Consider the following 19,637-nt stretch of genomic DNA (forward strand, 5'->3'; position numbering starts at 1 on the left):
CAGCTATGGTAAAAAGAATGAAATTTTTCTGGGAAACCCTAAAGGAAACCTTTACCCAATGGAACAACTCCACTGCATCCAACGATTCGGCCAGTTTAGCCTATTATGCCATCTTTTCGATTCCAGGTCTGCTGATCATCATCATCTGGATTGCGGGGAACTTCTTTGGGGAAGAAGCCATCAATGGAGAGATCACCAAGCAGATCAGCGGCATTATGGGAACGGAAGCAGCCAAAAGCGTACAGGAGCTGATTGCAGGCGCATTGATTGACAAGGAAAATGTTTTTATGAAGATCATTGGGATCGGTTCGCTGGTCTTCGGTTCCACTACCCTCTTTTTCCAGCTTCAGAAGTCGCTGAACAGCCTCTGGGATGTACAGGCAGCTCCCAAAAAAGCGTTGGTCAAGTTTCTGCTGGACAGGGCAAATTCATTAGGAATGATCCTGATCCTTGGTTTTTTACTGATGGTCACCATGGTCCTCTCCAATGTGATCAGCCTTTTCAATAACTGGATTACTTCCTATTTCGGATTTGAAACCTACCTGATTATAGAGCTTATCAACTATGCCATCGGATTTGCTGTGGTCATGCTGTTGTTTGCCTTAATGTTCAAGGTATTGCCGGATGTGGAAATCAGCTGGAAACCGGTGTGGAGAGGGGCTTTCCTGACTGCTATCCTTTTTACGCTCGGAAAGTTCCTGCTGGGTCTTTATTTCGGGACGGCAAAGCCTACGTCAGCATTCGGAGCGGCAGGAACGGTCATCCTGATCATGATGTGGATTAACTATTCATGCATGCTGGTGTTTTTTGGGGCAGAATATACTAAAGTATATGCCATCAGGAAAGGACACCGGATTGTTCCTTCCAAGCATGCAAAATGGAGCGAGGCCAAACTTTACGAAGAAAGTTTACAGAACCAGGTGAAAACAAAGAATATTGAAGCCTGAAATAAAGTAAAAGCTATAGAAATAAAAAAGCCTTTGGAGCGTTTCCAAAGGCTTTTTGTATTTTACATTCTGTCTACAGTTCCTATTCCCAATAAGCGTAAAGCTTTTTTAATCGTCCGGGCGGTCAGTGAAGAAAGGTTCAGTCTTACCTGCTTTATATTTTCATCCTCCAGTTTCAGGACCGGATTGCTCTGGTAAAAAGAATTATAGGCTTTTACAAGCTCATAGAGGTAATTTGCAATCAAGGCAGGGCTTAAGAGTTCTGCTGCTTTTGTAACGGTTCCTTTATAATTGGCAAGCAGCATGGTCAATTCCTTTTCCTGTGTATTCAGTTCGATGTCAGTGATCTCTTTGTGCTGATACTCCGCTTTATTCAGCAGGGACTGGATTCTGGCATAGGTATAAAGGATAAACGGCCCGGTATTCCCGTTAAAATCAATACTTTCTTCCGGGTTGAACAGCATTTTTTTCTTTGGATCCACCTTCAGCATGAAATATTTCAGGGCTGCCTGGCCGATAACCTCATAAGAAGTTTCTTTTTCTGCTTCCGTAAGGCCTTCCAGCTTTCCTAATTCTATTGTCTTTGCTTTTGCTGAATCGTACATTTCCTGCATCAGCTCATCGGCATCTACTACCGTTCCTTCACGGGATTTCATTTTTCCGTTCGGGAGCTCTACCATTCCGTAAGACAGATGATAAAGATGATCAGCCCATGCATATCCGAGTTTCCCAAGAATTTTAAACAATACCTGGAAATGGTAATCCTGTTCATTTCCTACGGTATAGATTAATTTCTGAATATCATTTTGCTTGAAACGTTCGACAGCTGTTCCCAGATCCTGGGTCATGTATACCGAAGTACCGTCCGAACGGAGCAGCAGTTTCTGATCCAGCCCTTCCTCCGTAAGGTCGCACCATACCGATCCGTCTTCTTTCTGGTACAGCACACCTTTCTCCAATCCTTCCTGGATAAGATCTTTTCCTAAAATATAGGTATTGCTTTCGTATTGTATCTGATCGAAATTTACACCCAGCCTCTCGTAGGTTTCGGCAAAGCCTTTGTACACCCAGGCATTCATTTCATTCCACAGGGCTCTTACTTTTTCATCTCCGTTTTCCCAGTTCAATAGCATCTGCTGGGCTTCTTTCATCAGCGGGGCTTCTTTTTTAGCCTGCTCTTCGGGCATTCCGCCGGCAGTCAGTTCTGAAATCTCTTTTTTATATTCCTGGTCGAATTTTACATAATAATTCCCGACCAGCTTATCGCCTTTAGTCCCGGTACCTTCAGGTGTTTCCCCCTGTCCGAATTTTTCCCAGGCCAGCATCGATTTGCAGATGTGGATGCCACGGTCATTGATGATCTGGGTTTTGATCACCTCGTACCCTGCTTCCTTAAGGATTTCGGATACGGAGAAGCCCAAAAGGTTATTTCTTACATGCCCGAGGTGCAATGGCTTATTGGTATTCGGGGATGAATATTCGATCATTACGGTAGCGTCTTTCTTTTCCACAACACCGAAATCCTCTGTTACAAACTTCAGGCTGTCAACGAAAAAGTTATTTTTCACTTTCACATTCAGGAAACCTTTTACCACATTAAAGCTCTCCAGCAGGTCCGCCTGCTCTGTCAGTGCCTGCCCCAGCTCCATACCGATAGCCTCGGGGTTCTTCTTGAGTTGTTTTACCAACGGGAAAGTAACAATGGTAAAGTCGCCTTCAAACTCGGTTTTATTTTCCTGAACTTCAAGGCTGATATCTTTCAGCTGATAGACGTTCAGAATCACCTCCGAAAGTTTTTCTTCTATTTTATTTTTGATATTCATGATATGCTATTTTGCGGAAACCTCCCGGTTTTCCTTTTTGAACTGCAAATATACGGAAATAAAAAAACCGCCCGAAGGCGGAATACATATGAAGGAAATTAAACTACTGCTTCGTAAATACCAAACTTGCTTCATCATTTCCCAGAACATTATCCAGATTTTGAGAATTATCGGTAATCTTCAGTTCTACAGATGAAAAGTCCTGTACTTCTTTTTTTAACATTTTGGAAATTCCGTTTTCCTGATAGGTAAGGGTAAGAATCTTTGTGACCTTATCATAACTCCAGTTTCCCGCAAATGAGTCGTATAATGTACAATTTGATGAAGAGCCTGTGCTCCCATATCTTTCATAGACTCCTGAAAAATTAGAGTTTACGGAAATCTGTCCTTTCTTCTCACAATCTGCCAAAAGATAAATTTTTCCTTTATACTCATACCGTACAGGTTTCCATACCCCGTTTAAATCAGGAGCCGGAAGCACCGTATTTTCTCTTTCATCACTGTTTGAACAGGATATAGCCATACCGGCCATGAGTAGGAAGCTAATCAACAATTTCATATTTTCTTTACTTGGGAAATATTCCTGTTATCTCACACAGGAATATTCTGTATATTTTTAATAACATCCGGCTAAAAAACATCCCAAAACACTTTGGTTGTTACTTTATCTCCACCTATTTTCTGGGCTGCTGCCGTTACATAGTTTTTATTTAAAAGATATTCCTGGTCTGAATATTTCATCCGTACCGGTACGCCTTCCACTGCAGAATCATCAGGGTTTACAAAGACCGGATAATCCAGCCTCCGGGCGAAGTTCCAGGCCTGAAAGCCTTTATTGAACATCGCTACCCAAGCCTGTGCCCCGATAGACTGTTTCCAGTTGGATGCATTAAAAGGATTTGCCGCTACAAAAGTGCTTGCATTTGCTGAACTGATGCCGTATTCCGTCATCGATGCCGTAACAGCCTGGCTGTACAATGAAGCAGCCGAACCGCCAACGTTGAATCCTCTGGCCGCCGCTTCTGCTCTTAGAAACATAATCTCCGTGTAGTCCAGTAAATACCCCTGGGCATTTTCTGTAATCAGCATGTAGCTGCCGTCTTCTCCAACGTCCGGAATTCCATTGGTGCTTTTTGGCGATGTCATGTGGGAATATCCCAGAAATGAATTATTAGCTCCGTAGACGCCTCCTTTATAGGTACCCCCAACTTTCGTAAACCATCTGTCTCTTCTCGGATCTGAAGTTAAGTTCATGTAATCCACAAGAACATCTGAAGGAATAAAATCATTTCTTCCGGACTGCACGGCTTCCTGGTATACCGGATTGGCAAATAATCCTGACGGGAAGGCGGATAATCCCCAACTGTCTTCCTTTGCCTCGAACAATCCTGCATTATAGGCTGCTTCGGCATTGGCTTTTGCAATAGCAGGTTCAACATCCGAAAGAGTGACTGCAAGTCTGAATTTCAAAGAATTCCCCATTTTTCTCCATTTTGCCATATTGCCGTTATAGAAAAGATCTTCCGTGTAACCGTTCTGGGTAGTATTGATCATGGCAATAGCCGCATCAATTCTTTTAAGCAGATCCAGATAAATGGCTTTTGCATCATCATAAGGAATTTCCGAAGGACCGGGAGTTCCGGGAACCGCCTTTAAGGCTCCGAAATAAGGAACATCTCCGTAAGTATCCACCAGATTAGACCACGCATATACATTTGTCAGCTCAATAATAGCCATATTGTTGTTTTTCTTTGCGGCATCCAGGCTTTCATTCTGAAGAAACTGTTTTGCATCCCTGAGTGCTGAAAGAACGCCGGGCGAATGGACAGCGGCAGAACTGGAAGCCATCATCCGGTTATAATGATTTCTTGGGATCGGCCTTGTTACCATATCATAATTGGATTCATCAATATAGGTAGTCTGTGCCCACTGTTGGGTAAAAAACCTCGCTATGTTATTGTTTACATTTGGAGTAAGCAGCTGGGAAATCAGTTCCTGTTCAGCACTGGCTACCAAAAGCCCGGAAGGTACTACAGTAGGATGTTTAGGATCCTCATTCAAGGAAGTAATGTCGCTCTCGCATGAGTTCGTGACCACCGTTAAAGAAATAATGCTGAATATTAATAATACTTTTTTCATTTTTAGAATTTTAATGTTACGTTAACCCCTAAATCACGTGTTGTCGGCAATACGCCAATGGAGTTCCCTCTTGAAGAAAGGCCGTTCCCCGTTCCTGCCTCAGGATCTGCATAGGGTAGGTTTTTATGAATGATCCAAAGGTTTCTTCCTACCAGTGAAATCTTTACTTCCTGAAAAGAAGTACTTGCTAAAAGAGACTTAGGCAAACTGTATCCAATGCTCGCTTCTCGCAGCTTCACATAAGACGCATCGTAAACAAACCTGGCATTCGGCATTCTCCTGTAACCATCTACATTTCCAAAGCTGTCAGGCGCAGAAGTGGGTGTTGTATTTACCTGTCCATTCGGGTTTACCCCGGGATTTACCACTCCTGCTGTCCTGTAATCTCCTACTGCTGTTTCTTCATAAAGACCGGTAGCAAGACCATAGTACATATCGGTTGAGAATACATCGCCTCCATGTTTCACATCAATAAGGAAACTTAGGGAAAGACCTTTATAAGTAAAGCTGTTGCGCACCCCTCCGATCCAGTCCGGTGTAATATTCCCGATTACCTGATTCGGATTAGTCAGGTACCGCCCGTTGGCAGGATTGACTACCTTTTCTCCATTCAGATAGACATAATCTGATCCGACCAGCGCTCCGAAAGCTTCACCTACCCTCGCATTCAGGGAAACACCTCCCTGATAGGAAGCCAGTAAATAATTCTGGGAATCACCATATAATGAAATTACTTCATTTTCATTTTTGGACCAGTTAACGTCGATGTCCCATTTGAAGGTATCATTTTTAACAGGAGTACCGTTCAGCTGTACTTCAATACCCTTGTTATTGATCTGGCCTGCATTCACCAGAAATGTCCTGTAGCCGGTAGCAGAAGTTACCGGAAGATTAATGATCTGATCTGTGGTACGGGTTTTATAGATCGCTACGTCAAATCCCAGTCTGTTTCTAAAAAACTGCCCTTCCATCCCGAATTCAACTTCTCTGGACCGCTGAGGTTTCAGATAGGGGTTTGCTAAAAAGTAGGATTGATTGATTAATCCAACACCGCTGAAACCTCCTCTTACACGGTAGGTATTCTGCAGCCTGTAATTCTGTGTGGAAGATCCTACTTCTGCATAATTCCCTCTGATTTTCCAGAAACTCAGCCAATCTGGTTTCCAGAGCTCGGAAAGAATCAGGGAACCTGTAGCAGAATAATAGTCGTAGACATTATTTTCTTTTGGCAGATTTGAACTTTGGTCTACGCGGTACGTTCCGTCGACAAAGAGTAAATTTCTATACCCAAAAGAGGCTGTTGCATAAAGACTGGAAGTTACCCATTTTGAATAATTTTCATCAGGAGGAATAATTGGGTTCACGGAATTTGAGATGGCAAATAATCCGGGCGTAGCCAGTCCGCCTTCTGTACTGGCATACACATTATCGATCAGGTTTCTTCTGACATTTCCTCCTACAATCCCGCTTACATTGAGATCCGGTGTAATATCAAATTTATAGTTGGCGAACAAATCGAAATTGGTTTCCGTAGTCCGGAGATCTTCCCTGGAATATCCTGAAGTCACATTATTTCCGGAAGCTCCGAAAGCCTGAGGCAATGATCCCTGCGTCAGCCTCTCTTCGATCAGCATCTGCAACTGGTCATACGAGAGTTTTCCGGTAATGCCGAAGTTTTTTGATACATCGTATTTGATCTGAGCATAGCTGAAGCTTCTTGTCCTTGTATCTGACTGGTAATTCTGGTACCGCTGGAAATAAGGATTATTCCAGTAAGCCGGCGTACCGTCTGCGCCTGAGCTCCGGTTCCAGGTCAGGTTTGAATTGCTTCTCTGATACGCATCTCTCAGATCGTAAACGTCTACATTGGTCTGCCACCATTGCCTGAATCCGGTCACCACATTATCAGAATAGCCTGTTTCATTTCGTCCTTTCGTATCCTGAATAGTAAGGGTGGAAAATACACTGGCATGAAGCTTATCGGAAAAATCGTAATTGAACTTTGCAGAAAGACTGTTCTTTCTTAAATCTGAATTAGGAAGAAGTCCGTTCGAAAGCATATTGGTATAGGAAAGGGAGACATTAGAATTCTTATTTCCTTTTTCCAGCGAGATCGTGTTGACATACGTAACCGGTGTTTCAAAAAATTTGATAGGACCGTTCTTTGCTGCCTGCCATGGTGTTGCCTGTCCATAAGTCGGGGAATCCGGATTATAGGAATCCCACTGCCTTACCAATAGAGCAGGATTGAATTCGGCTCCATAGGAAGCATCTTCCGTAAAAGGAACCTGCAATTGCCCTGTAATGGGGTCATAATTAAAATATTCATCAGGGGCACCGTCTCCGCTGGTATCATTTCCATAGGTATGCCCGTAACCGGCTCCATACCGGGTCTGATACTTTGGAAAAGTAGAACGGTCGATAAATCCCGCTGTGATTCCTGAATTCAAGGTTACGCCCCAGCTTCCATCCTGCTTGCCACGGCCGTTTTTGGTAACAATCAGAATGACCCCGTCACTTCCCCGTTCACCATACAATGCTGAAGCTGCAGCTCCTTTGAGAACATTTATACTTTCTATGTCATCCTGATTGATATCCGAAAGGAAGTTACCGTAATCAAAGATAGCTCCACCTACTGTCCCGTTATTTACCGGTGAACCGTCGATAACGATCAAAGGACTTCCTCCTGACAGGGACTTGTACCCTCTGATCAACAAGTTGGCAGAGCCCCCAAAATTGTTATTGGTATTTACCTGTAAACCGGAAACCTTTCCGGAAAGCAGAGATGCTACATTTCCTGTATTGGTAGTACCGCCGGTAAGAGCTTCCGCCTTTACTTCCTCGGAAGCATATCCTAATGATTTTTTTTCTCTTTTAATCCCCAGTGCCGTTACCACAACCCCTTCGATCTCTTGTGTTCTTACAGTATCATTCCTACTTTGCTGAGCCTGTACAACAGCTAGAGATGAGGATAATACCAGAGTTAAAATGCCAGCTGTTAGTTTCTTCATATATATCTAGTTTATTAAGTGTATACAAATTTGTAAAACTTTATTAACATGACAAAGAAAAATCATAAATTTTTACAATTTAATCAGTAAAATTGATAATATATTAAATTGATTTAATTAAAATTTGTTAAAATATCTATTTTTAACAAATTTATAACTATAATAATTAATTTTAAGTATGTAATTTATAATTCACATAATTGATATTTATTTACATAATATAAATTATTAAATAATTGATTATAATGAATTTAAATATTTTAATAGCACTTAATTTTCACATTATTATGATTTAAATAAATATTATCATTGGTTTAATTTTATGAATGTATTACAATGTAAAGATGATATATACAGACTGACTATATTAAAGTTCACCTAATTTTCCTTATACCAAAATACTAGCTCTCTGAAAAATTATTGATGAAAATACGGAAAACTTATATCTTCCAAGTTAACATAAGGATGATTTGGTTGGTTTATATGTGACCGGTAAGACGAAATTATCAGATTCTCTTTATTATAAATAGATATTATTATAAAAATAAATGAACATTCCTGGATGCATTAAATATAGAAATAATATGTCACTAAAAATAGTATATATTAAAAAAACCGCCTAATGGCGGTTTTAAAATCTTTTTTACGAAAAAAGATTAAATATTAATATCTGGCCCAGAACGGCGTAAACTGATTCTTCGTAAACACATCAGCGTTTGAAATTGCAGGGACATTATTTGCATTTGCTACGTATTCAGACAATGGGTAAATTAATCTGTTTGGTTTTGGATTTGTAGCTGTAGTTGCAGATAATGTTACAGGAAAACCGGTTCTTGTATAGTCAAAATAAGACTGCTCCGGATTCACTCCTGTCAGCGCTATCCATTTCTGCGTCATAATTGCTTCCAATTTATTAGCATCAGATCCAATCCAGCCTAAACCTGGTCTTGTTGCTATAGCTGTTGTATAAGCTGTTAATAAAGCTGATGAAGATCCTAAATAATTATAAGATGCAGTAATCCCTGCTGTAAAATTTGCCTGAGCATTGGTAAATAAAGAAGGATATCTTAAAGCTGCTTCAGCCTGCAGAAACTTAGATTCGGCACGGGACATAATAGGCCCTGGCTTGGATGATGTCATCGAAATTATATCAGCACCAGTTGCAGGAGTAGCTGTACTACCGTTACCTATAGTAATTCCGTAATTAAATCTGGAAAGAGCTCCTGAAGTAGGAACACCAGGTTGTCCAGGCAGATTTCCTTGTCTGATTCCTACTACTTTTCCACCTACCAGATTAAACATTCTCGCTCTCCTTCCGTCAACAATACCAGTATATTTTTGATATACAGATCTTGTATCACCTTCTGAATTTCCATTCAGAATAATCTGCATATTCTCTGAAGCAACGTTATATGAATAATTGGTTGGTCTTGAACCTCCTGATGTTACTACAAAAAAATTAGTAAAAGGATTCTGCTGTGAATCAGTACTGGAATTGTATCCTGGGTTTTCAAGAACATTTTCATCAATAAAAGTTGCTCCTGAAAGACTTGCCAGCTTCTGATCTCTGAAAGTTGCCAAATCTCCACTCGGAATGTTAGACATTCTCAATAGATATCTCAATTTCAAAGTATTAGCAAATGCTTTCCATTTAGTCATAACACCTTTAAAAACAATATCCGATACAGGATCATCACCGGTTCCTGCATCGATAATAGCAATGGCATTTTCCAGATCTAAAATAGATGCTCTGTAAATATCTTCACTTTTATCATATTTTGGATTTAGATTGTTTTGCTGCTGAAAGGCTTCTGTATAAGGCATATCTCCATATAAATCTGTTAAGATTTGAACATAATTGGCCTTCATGATCTTGGCTATAGCTTTGTATTTTGCATATTTACCCTGAGGATCATTGTATTTGATTACCTGATCAAAATTAGCAGTACCTACAAAAAGGCCATCCCAGATATCGCCATAGAAAGTATTAGAAACATTAGGCTTATAATCATCTATATAAGGAGCCCCAAATGTTAAAGAATTTCCGGCAAGTGAATTCATCACCACACTGCTAAACTGCATTAAACTTCTTCCTTGTGTAGTATAACTTCTTGTAAAACCAACCGGGAGAAGTTCGTTTGGTGTAACCAGCTCAATAGCCGGCTGGTTAGGATTGTCATTAATATCGAGATATTGTTCACAGGAAACTGCTGAAAGTAGTAATCCAAATGTCAATATACTTCTTTTTATTTTTAAATTTTTCATTATCTTATCTGATTAAAACGTTGTTTTTAAATTAATTCCAAATGATCTCTGTGAAGGATACTGCCCAGTAATGGCAATACCTGACCCGTTTCCATTAGAATAAGAAGATTCCGGATCGGCATAATTTCTATTTTCTTTTGAGTAGACAAAGAATGGATTTCTTGCATATAGACCTATAGTAAAGCTATTTACAAAAGTATTAGCCAACACTGATTTAGGAAGATCGTATGACAACGAGATTTCTCTTACTTTAAGCGCTGTTGCATCCAATACCATCGGTTCACCCAAACGTTGTAATGAAGTAGAAGTCCAGTAAGCTGCTGCTGCTGCATAATTAGCTTGACCATTCACCGGGGTGGTATTAGGAACTGAAACTCCATTTACAATTTTTACTGAATTAGGAACAACATAACCATTCTCTCTGTCGAAATTTGTATCTTCTGTAAGACCTGCAAATGTCAAAGTACTTTTTGCCAAAGACGCAAATTTACCACCTTTTCTAAAGTCCATACTACCAGAAAGCGTGAAACTCTTATATCGGAATGATGTATTAAACTGTAAAGTGTAATCAGGAGTGATTCTTCCCATATTGCTCAATACGGTATTCTGCAGAGGAACACCATCTGCGCCTACGATTATTCTTCCTTCCGCATCTCTTTGGAATGTCGTAGCTTTTAGCGTCTGTAAATCACTTCCTTTTACAGCAAACACTCCAATACCTACAGTAGAATAAGGAAGTGCTGTGTTAATTTCGTCCACTCCTTCAGGTAAATCTAAAACGGTAGTTCTGGATTTAGCAAATGAAGTTCTGAAATTCCAGTTAAAATCTTTTGTTTTGATTGGAGTTACTCCCAAATCAATCTCTAAACCTTTTAATCTGGTCTGACCAAAATTAGATCGTAGAGCTGATAATCCAGATGCTCGTGAAACTCCAATATTAGTAATCAAATTATCTGTATCGGTCTGATAAATTGAACCTTCAAGAGTGATCCTGTCATTAAAGAAACCTAACTGAACATTTAAATCCATTGTTGACATAAATTCAGGCTCTACACTCCTATTTGTTTGAGCAGTATTAATACCGAATCCCGGCAAATTTGGAAATGGATAGCCAGAAGGGGCAATACCAATGTTCGTAGTTGCATAAGTAGGAACAGCGGAAGTACTACCCACCCTTGTATAACTTGGTGCAATTTTCATATAACTTAATACACCTCCCTTCAAACCTTCAAATGCTTTCGTAGGAATAAAAGAAAGTCCGAATGAATAATATGGATAAGCTGTATTATGTCTTTCTCCATTATAATTTGTAGACAATACTGAGCTCTCTTCCAACCTGAATGTTGAATTCAAGAATAAATAATCCTTGTAAGCTAAATCAAGATTTGCAAATCCTGCAACAATTCTTGTTCTGTAGGTTCCGTTATCAAAACCATTTCCATCCACATTTCCTCCTGCTGAGTCACCTGGTAAAAAAGGTTTGCTAACATTACGAATATCATACCAGCCGGGATAGTTTAATCCGGTACCTCCCATTGCACGTGCAGTCTGGTAGCTGTCCTGAATGTTACTACCAATATTCAATTTCATATTAAGGTCGGAAGTAAGATCATAATTGAAATTCAACATCAAATCCCCGTAATAACTTCTTGTACTGAATGTACGGTTAACATAATAAGAATCGAAATTGCTATTAGCATTGTAATCCTGAATAGTTCCATTATCTAAAATAGTCCCTGAATTTTCATATACTCTTGTGGCAACAAAACCATCATTATGGCTATCCTGTCTGATATTGGTCAAGGTTAAATTTCCATTGTAAGTAAGATTAATATTTTTGTTGAATTCATATTGAATTGCCACAATTCCGGAAAGATAATCTCTGTTTGTATCTCTTCTGTTATGCTCTATCTGATAATAAGGGTTCGTAGTATAAGCAGATAAGAAACCTTCAACACCCGTATTTCTATATTTTCTGATGTCATTCATTGTTGGCATCTGAAGAATATCACTATACAAATCGGAACTTGATTGATTGGTTATTCTGCTAATATAATTCAATGTTCCGTCAATTCTTAACTTATCAAGCTTTTTACCGGCTTTTAAGAGGAAACTGTTTTGTTTCAGCTGGTCTCCTTCTACTACGAAATTATTTTCTAATCTGTTAATAGATAGGGAAGCATATGAATCTGAGCCTCCAGCAGTTACAGTCAGACCATTCTGTAATATAAGACCGTTCTTAAAGAATTTTGAAAAATGATTTTTGACAGGTGCATATCTTTCCTGAATGAAAGATCCATCGGCCTGCGGGAGCCCGGTGTCAATCATCTGACCACCGATTGCAGGGTTATCGTAGGCAGGTCCCCATGATGTATTTTCCCATGGAACATAAGTAGTCCCATTATAATCCGCATCTCCAGCTAAATAAACCTGTGATTCTGGATATCCCTTACCATAACGGGTTTGCACTTTAGGAAACATAAATGCTTGGGTCATTTCGATGGAAGACGTAAGCGTAAATTGAATCTTTTCAGATCTGCTTCCTCTTTTTGTAGTAACGATAATTACCCCATTAACTCCTTGTTGTCCATATAGTGCTGCTCCCTGTGAACCTTTTATTACATTCACACTCTCAATAACTTCTGGTGGTAATTGTGAGAAAACAGTAGCATTCGAAATTACGTTATCGATAACAATCAAAGCCTGATTATCACCAGAAATAGATTTAGTACCTCTGATAACAATTCTATTTGTTGCATCTACACCATTATTCGTCTGATTAATCTGTAAACCGGACACCTTACCTGTTAATGCCTGAACAGCATTCGGAGCGGATGCCTGATTAAGTTCTTTACTTCCAACTACCTGCTGTGCATTGGTAACTGCATCGGGCTTTCTTTTAATCCCCAATGCTCCGGTAACAACAACCTCACGGATTTCCTGAGTTCTCAGAGTATCCTGTGCACTTACCATCGCAAAGGTAGAGGTAAGCACCACAGCTAAGATACTTGTAGTTAATTTCTTCATATTTAAATTGATTATTTTTTATTACCTGCAAATATGTAAAACTTTCTTAAAACAACCAAATATTTTGTTAAAAATATTTAATTTTACATGTTTTTATATTTTAATATGTACCATAATTATGGATTTGTTAAAAAAATGGTCGGTTTTTTATGTTGAAGCGGGGTGTGATGAAGTGGGCAGAGGCTGTTTATGTGGTCCTGTGGTAGCTGCAGCCGTTATTCTGGATGAGAATTTTAACCAAAATTTAGTTAATGATTCTAAAAAGCTGAATTTTAAGACCCGGATGGGCCTGGATCAGTATATTAAAGACCATGTGAAAGATTATGCCATTGCAGAATTGCCGCCTGTCTTTATCGACCAGCATAATATCCTCAACGCCAGCATTCATGCCATGCATCAGGCACTGGATAAACTTGTCATACGTCCGGAACTGATCCTGGTAGACGGCAACCGCTTTCATCCGTATAACTTTATTCCTCATGAATGTATTATAAAAGGAGATTCAAAAGTGCTTTCCATTGCCGCCGCCTCTATCCTTGCAAAAAACTACCGGGACAGACTCATGATTGAACTTCATGATGAGCATCCCGAATATGGATGGGATACCAATTTCGGCTACGCTACAAAAAAACACCAGGAAGCACTGATTAAATTCGGGCCTACGAAATATCACCGCCAGTCTTTCCGGTTAAAATACGATTAATGCATTTGTAATAATTCCGTAAAGTATACCTTATTATATATACAAATAAAAAAGAGAAGCAATGATAGATTGCTTCTCTTTTTTATAAATTCAGACTTTATTTTTTCTTCTTCTGCTGCTCCTGGTACTTCTGCTGTTCCTGAGCTTTCTCCATCATCTCCCGCATTCTTTTCTGGAATTTGCCTTCGGTCTTAGGCTTTTCCTTATTCGCCTGGATCTGCGCATGGATTTTCTTTTCATCCAGGATTACATATTTGATCACCAGGATAATTAAAATGTTGATGGCATTGGATACAAAATAATACCATGACAGACCTGATGCCGAAGTATTCAGGAAGAACAGGAATGTAACCGGGAAGATGTACATCAGTACCTTCATATTCGGCATTCCTTCCTGCTGCGGCTGCTGCATATTTCCTGAAGTCATAATGGTATAAATTAAGATTACAATGGTACAGGCAATAGCAAATATGCTTAAATGGTCTCCCAGAAACGGAACTTTAAACGGCAATTTGATCAGGTCATCATATGCCGTAAGGTCTTTTGCGAACCAGAACCCTTTTCCTCTAAGATCAATGAAGTTCGGGAAGAAACGGAACAGGGCATAGAAAATAGGGATCTGCACCAGTGCCGGCAGACAGCCTGCCATCTGGTTGACGCCGGCCTTTCTGTAGACCTCCATGGTGGCCTGCTGTTTTTTCATCGGGTCAGCATCTTTAAGCTTGGCATTCACCTCATCAATTTCCGGACGGATCACCCTCATCATGGCGCTCAGTTTATGCTGCTTATACATAATCGGCGACAGGATCAGCTTTACCAGAATAGTCAATACAAAAATAGCCCATCCTGCGGTAAGCCCCCAAGAAGCAATAATATTATAAATAGGAATAAAGAACCCTCTGTTCATCCATCCGATAAAAGACCATCCCAAAGGAAGAATTTCGTCAAAATTCTTATCATAAGATTTTAATAGAGGTAAATCCAAAGGCATGAAATACCAGGTGAAATCCTGGTTCAGCTCACTGCCGGTCATCTGGACGAATCCTTCGTAATTCAGTTTCTTCAGGTATTCTCCTTCTTCAATATTTTCCTGATTCCCTTTACTCTGGGTGAATCCGTTTTTCGCTTCAATTACGGAAGCAAAGAACTGCTGCTTTACCCCGATCCAGTTCAGGGTTTCTTTTTCTTCCTCCATCGTTGTCCTTCCGTCATAATCATAATCCTTGTAATTATTAAACGCATAGGAGAATTCAGAGTGCGACTGTTCCTGGGCCCTGCCCTTTTCCAGGTTCCTTACACTGTAATCCCAGATGAAGTCTGCTTTATTATCAGAAGTCACCCCGGCAAGTCCCTGGGTTCTCACTTTGAAATCAAGGGTGTATTTTGGAAGCAAGGTATACACAAACTGGATAACTGCTCCGTTGTAATTGGCAGTCAGCGTTACTGCGTTTCCGTTAACTGCAGGAGCAAAAACAAGATCTTTGGTGTTGATAATTTTTCCGGTTTTGTCTTTGAACTGGAAACCGTAGCTGGAATTATTCTTGGCCATCAGGTAAAGCGGAAGGTCTGCCTGATCCGTTTTGTGGTCGTATGCTTTGTACTGATTAAGTTCTACCTTGGAAACCTGCCCTCCCAGGCTGCTGAATTCAATCTTCAGCTCGTTGTTGGCCAGGCTGGCGGTCTGGATGGCATTGGGCGTTACATTGGGATTGATATTGCTTGCCTGAGTCGGTTTTACGGCATTTTTAGCCTGCTCGGTTTTTTGCTGCTGAGCTTTCACCGCATCCTCATTCGATTGTTTGTTCTGAAAATAGAACATGAATCCGAAAAGAACCAGACATAAAACCGCAAAACTAATCATTTGACTTTTATCGAGTCCGTTGTTCTGTTGCATTTTATTGTAATTAAAATTTTAATCTTTTTCCGTACCCTATTGCAGGCACCTGTTTTAAGTCGACAAAAATACAGTTTTTTTATCAAAACTATGTTCTGTACTGCATGACTATACAATAAACTCAGGTTGACTTTTATCAACCTGAGTCTTACCGTATAACGTTTGTCAATATCTGATTACTTTACATCATTACTGCAGGCCTTGATAAAAGCCTTGAACAGCGGATGCGGCGTAGCCACCGTACTCTTATATTCCGGGTGGTACTGTACGCCGATATAGAACGGATGATCCGGCATTTCCAAAGCTTCTACCAGCCCTGTTTCCGGATTGGTACCGGTAGCCAGGAAACCGTTCATTTCAAATTCACCGATGTAGTCACTGTTGAATTCATACCGGTGACGGTGCCTTTCGGTGATATGCCGGGTTTCGTAGATGTCATTCAGGGCGGATCCGTCTTTCAGTGAACATTTCCATGCCCCGAGACGCATCGTTCCTCCTTTTTCCACTACATTTTTCTGTTCTTCCATTAAAGAGATTACCGGATGTTCCGTAGAAGTATCAAACTCCATAGAGTTGGCTTTTGAATAGCCGAGGACGTTCCGGGCGAATTCAATGGTCATGATCTGCATTCCCAGGCAGATGCCCAGCATCGGAACTTTATTTTCCCGTGCATATTGTGCCGTAAGTACTTTTCCTTCGATTCCGCGGTCTCCGAAGCCGGGGGCTACCAGGATTCCGCTTACGCCTTCCAGCGACTCACGGATGTTTTCACTGGTCAGGTCGCCGCTGTACACCCATCTGAGTTTTACTTCGGTTTCAAGGTCAGCACCGGCATGTTTGAAAGCTTCAGCAATGGAAATATAGGAATCCTGAAGGGAAACATATTTTCCGACCAATGCAATTTCAACGGATTTTTTAGGATTCTGGAATTTATTGAGGAAAGACTTCCAGTCTTTGAGATCTGCGTCCTTATCGCTTGTCAGATCCAGTTCTTTAAGAACCACATCATCAAAATTTTGCTTCTGAAGATACATAGGCACCTCATAGATGGTTTCCAGGTCCTTGCATTCGATCACATTATCAAGAGGAACATTACAGAACTGGGCCAGTTTCGCCCGCTGGTCTTTCGGAATACTGTGTTCCGTTCTGCAGACCAGGACATCTGCCATGATTCCGCTCTCCATCAGCTGACGCACAGAGTGCTGGGAAGGTTTTGTCTTTAATTCCCCGCTGGAAGCCAGATACGGCAGCAATGTCAAATGGATGACCATGGAATTCTTTTCCCCCAGTTCCCATTTCAGCTGGCGAACAGTCTCAATATAAGGCAAAGATTCGATATCCCCTACCGTTCCTCCGATTTCCGTAATGATGATATCGTAATCCTGTTTGGACAGGATTTTAATCCGCCGTTTAATTTCGTTGGTGATATGAGGAATGACCTGAACGGTTTTCCCGAGAAAATCTCCCTTTCTTTCTTTTTCGATTACCGTCTGGTAGATTTTTCCTGTCGTAACGTTGTTGTTTTGGGAAGTGGGAGCATCAAGGTAACGCTCATAGTGACCTAAATCCAGATCCGTCTCCGCACCATCTTCGGTTACATAACATTCTCCGTGTTCATAAGGATTCAAGGTTCCCGGGTCGATGTTGATATAAGGATCAAGTTTCTGGATGGTTACATTGAAGCCGCGTGATTTTAGCAGAAGTCCAAGAGAAGCAGAAACGATTCCCTTTCCCAAAGATGAAGTTACACCTCCTGTCACAAAGATGTACTTTGTATTCTTTTTACTCATTAGATTAGGTTTGTGCAAAGTTATGGGAAAAAGAAATGCAAAGCAATTTTTAGATTTATCAATTTGAAACAACCATCGTTTCTATAATCAAAAACCCCTTACTTACCGCAGATATTATCTGCCACACCGTCCTGGGTAGCCAATAATTTTTCTATATAATCCGGGCAGGGCTCACAGTCATCATGCGGTATTGCCATGTGATTTAACACCACAAATTAAATTCATGGCCGGTTAATTGCAGATTATTCTCTCGTACGGCCTCCGGAATCCTGATCTGTCCGGATTCTCTTGCATATTCGCTCCGAGGCATTAAATTGAACCATTTAACTGATATAAAATCATTTGCAAGGTGATTGAAAAACAAAAAATTAATATTGCTCCTTTAAAGGTAAAGCGGATAATGAAATCATTATCCGGAATGCTCTACGATACCGACTACGAATCTTTCAAAGAAAAAACACTTAGTGAAAGGCAGCTGAGGATCAGGCAGCAGGCATTTGCCCTGACCGTCTGTACCGTTGTTTTCGCAGCAGTCTATATTTTCTGCACATGGTATGCTTCTTCCCTGCAACAGGTTCCGTCGTTTACTTTTAATTTTGAAAAATTCATTCCGTTCGTCCCTATATCCATTGTGCCTTATATGGCAGGCGGGCTTTTTTTCTGCCTCGTATTTTTCTCCTGCAGGGACGGACACCAGTTGAAAATATTGACCTGGAGGATGCTTTTCGTAACATTTGCAGCCGGAATATTCTTTGTCACGTTTCCTTTACGGTTTTCCTTTGACAAGCCTGAAGTTTCCAATACGATCATGGGGCTGACTTTTTCCTTCTTGAAAACAGTTGACTCGCCGTTCAACCAGTCTCCCTCCCTGCATATAGCTTTTGCTTTTGTATTCTGGTCCGTATTCAGAGAGCTTTCGAAATGGCGGATTTTCCTGATGGTGTGGCTGATCCTGTTGGGGATTTCAACACTGACAACCTATCAGCACCATCTTATTGATATTTTAAACGGGGCTCTTCTTTCCCACCTTAGCTTTATCATCATACCTTACCGCAAAAATGATCCTGAGTACAGACCATTCAGGATAGCCAATTATTTTTTCTTATCGGGATGGATTCTTATTTCAGCCGCTCTACTGCTCAGCAAATACATAGGGACTGAGGGATTACTCCTTTTATTGCCTGCAGCAGTAACGATGATGACCGGTTATTTTTATCAGAAAAACAGCAGATCAGGAAAGACAGCAGCATAAAATAGGATAAAAAAAAGGGTTCTCTTATTCCGAGAACCTTTTTACAAACCAAATATATAGGGAAACTATTGTTTCACCAATTCAAAATATAAGTTGACATCAACATCTTTTGCCACCCCGGCTCCTGTAGGATCATATTTGATGTTATAGTCCAGTCGGTTCACTTTAAACATAGTCTGGAATCCCATTACTTCTTTTCCCTGCTGGTTTTTTGTTACTCCTCCGAATGTTACCGGAACGCTGATTTCCTTAGTTACATCTTTAATGGTAAGCTTTCCTTTCAGCATATAGGTGTTGTTTTTCTCTTTGGTAATGGCACCTGATTCGAATGTCATGGCAGGAAACTTCTCAGCATCGAAGAAATCTGCACTTTTAAGGTGCTTGTCACGCATTTCAACCCCTGTATTGATGGAATTAACATCTACGGAAAAAGAAAATTCTGCATTGTTCAGGTTATCGGCAGCCGTTGCTACTTTACCGTCAAATTTATCAAACCTGCCCTGCACGAAACTGATTCCCATATGTTTGATGTTAAAATTAACAGAAGAATGCATCGGATCTACTCTCCATGCCGTCTGCGCAAAACTAACCATACTGAATAAGGCTAATACAAAAGTTAAGAATACTTTTTTCATACTATTTATTATTTACATTAATTTCTTAAGCAAAGATAAGCCGGCAATTATCGCAAGGCATTGACCTATGATATTTTTTTATGGTCTAATCTATTTATTTTTAAGTATTGCCAATGAATGATATACATAATAAGGAGTACCGCAACTGCAT

The 19,637-nt window shown here is 40.3% G+C and carries 12 protein-coding genes; 3 read left to right on the forward strand and 9 right to left on the reverse strand.

Annotated features, from left to right (window positions below; all coding sequences use genetic code 11):
- Window positions 1-5 precede the first annotated feature (5 nt).
- Window positions 6-947: a YihY/virulence factor BrkB family protein gene (locus tag QZ735_RS13585; RefSeq protein ID WP_294249391.1), complete on the forward strand. Its 942-nt coding sequence runs from the start codon at window positions 6-8 to the stop codon at window positions 945-947.
- Window positions 948-1,009: 62 nt separating this feature from the next.
- Here QZ735_RS13585 and argS read toward each other — a convergent pair whose 3' ends face one another.
- From argS to QZ735_RS13615, 6 genes are all read right to left on the reverse strand, one after another.
- Window positions 1,010-2,770, reverse strand: coding sequence for an arginine--tRNA ligase (gene argS / locus QZ735_RS13590; protein WP_294249393.1), 1,761 nt, complete (start codon window positions 2,768-2,770; stop codon window positions 1,010-1,012).
- Window positions 2,771-2,873: 103 nt separating this feature from the next.
- Entirely contained in the window at window positions 2,874-3,329 is a 456-nt protein-coding gene (locus QZ735_RS13595) for a lipocalin family protein (protein ID WP_294249396.1), read from the reverse strand.
- Window positions 3,330-3,400: 71 nt separating this feature from the next.
- On the reverse strand, window positions 3,401-4,909 hold the full coding sequence (locus tag QZ735_RS13600; protein ID WP_294249397.1) for a SusD/RagB family nutrient-binding outer membrane lipoprotein: 1,509 nt from the start codon (window positions 4,907-4,909) through the stop codon (window positions 3,401-3,403).
- A 2-nt stretch (window positions 4,910-4,911) separates the two neighbouring features.
- On the reverse strand, window positions 4,912-7,920 hold the full coding sequence (locus QZ735_RS13605; RefSeq protein WP_294249399.1) for a SusC/RagA family TonB-linked outer membrane protein: 3,009 nt from the start codon (window positions 7,918-7,920) through the stop codon (window positions 4,912-4,914).
- A 663-nt stretch (window positions 7,921-8,583) separates the two neighbouring features.
- Window positions 8,584-10,185, reverse strand: a complete 1,602-nt coding sequence (locus QZ735_RS13610; RefSeq protein ID WP_294249401.1) for a SusD/RagB family nutrient-binding outer membrane lipoprotein — start codon at window positions 10,183-10,185, stop codon at window positions 8,584-8,586.
- Between the two features lie 12 nt (window positions 10,186-10,197).
- The gene (locus tag QZ735_RS13615; RefSeq protein ID WP_294249402.1) at window positions 10,198-13,212 is read right to left on the reverse strand and encodes a SusC/RagA family TonB-linked outer membrane protein; all 3,015 of its coding nucleotides are present in this window, start codon (window positions 13,210-13,212) and stop codon (window positions 10,198-10,200) included.
- Window positions 13,213-13,330: 118 nt separating this feature from the next.
- Here QZ735_RS13615 and QZ735_RS13620 point away from each other — a divergent pair, with 118 nt between their 5' ends.
- Window positions 13,331-13,915 (forward strand): ribonuclease HII, encoded by a 585-nt coding sequence (locus tag QZ735_RS13620; protein WP_294249404.1) that lies wholly within the window; start codon window positions 13,331-13,333, stop codon window positions 13,913-13,915.
- Window positions 13,916-14,012: 97 nt separating this feature from the next.
- On the opposite strand, the gene yidC is transcribed toward QZ735_RS13620, so the two are convergent.
- Together yidC and QZ735_RS13630 are read right to left on the reverse strand one after the other, a co-directional pair.
- Window positions 14,013-15,809 carry a membrane protein insertase YidC gene (yidC, locus tag QZ735_RS13625; protein WP_294249406.1) on the reverse strand — a complete coding sequence of 599 codons (1,797 nt, stop codon included), beginning with the start codon at window positions 15,807-15,809 and terminating at the stop codon, window positions 14,013-14,015.
- Between the two features lie 176 nt (window positions 15,810-15,985).
- Window positions 15,986-17,599 (reverse strand): CTP synthase, encoded by a 1,614-nt coding sequence (locus tag QZ735_RS13630; RefSeq protein WP_294249408.1) that lies wholly within the window; start codon window positions 17,597-17,599, stop codon window positions 15,986-15,988.
- A gap of 400 nt (window positions 17,600-17,999) precedes the next feature.
- Here QZ735_RS13630 and QZ735_RS13635 point away from each other — a divergent pair, with 400 nt between their 5' ends.
- On the forward strand, window positions 18,000-18,851 hold the full coding sequence (locus QZ735_RS13635) for a phosphatase PAP2 family protein (protein ID WP_294249410.1): 852 nt from the start codon (window positions 18,000-18,002) through the stop codon (window positions 18,849-18,851).
- A gap of 65 nt (window positions 18,852-18,916) precedes the next feature.
- Here the strand turns inward: QZ735_RS13635 and QZ735_RS13640 are convergent, their stop codons facing one another.
- Window positions 18,917-19,486: a YceI family protein gene (locus QZ735_RS13640; RefSeq protein WP_294249412.1), complete on the reverse strand. Its 570-nt coding sequence runs from the start codon at window positions 19,484-19,486 to the stop codon at window positions 18,917-18,919.
- Window positions 19,487-19,637 lie beyond the last annotated feature (151 nt).

Source organism: uncultured Chryseobacterium sp. (assembly GCF_913776365.1).
GTDB lineage: Bacteria > Bacteroidota > Bacteroidia > Flavobacteriales > Weeksellaceae > Chryseobacterium.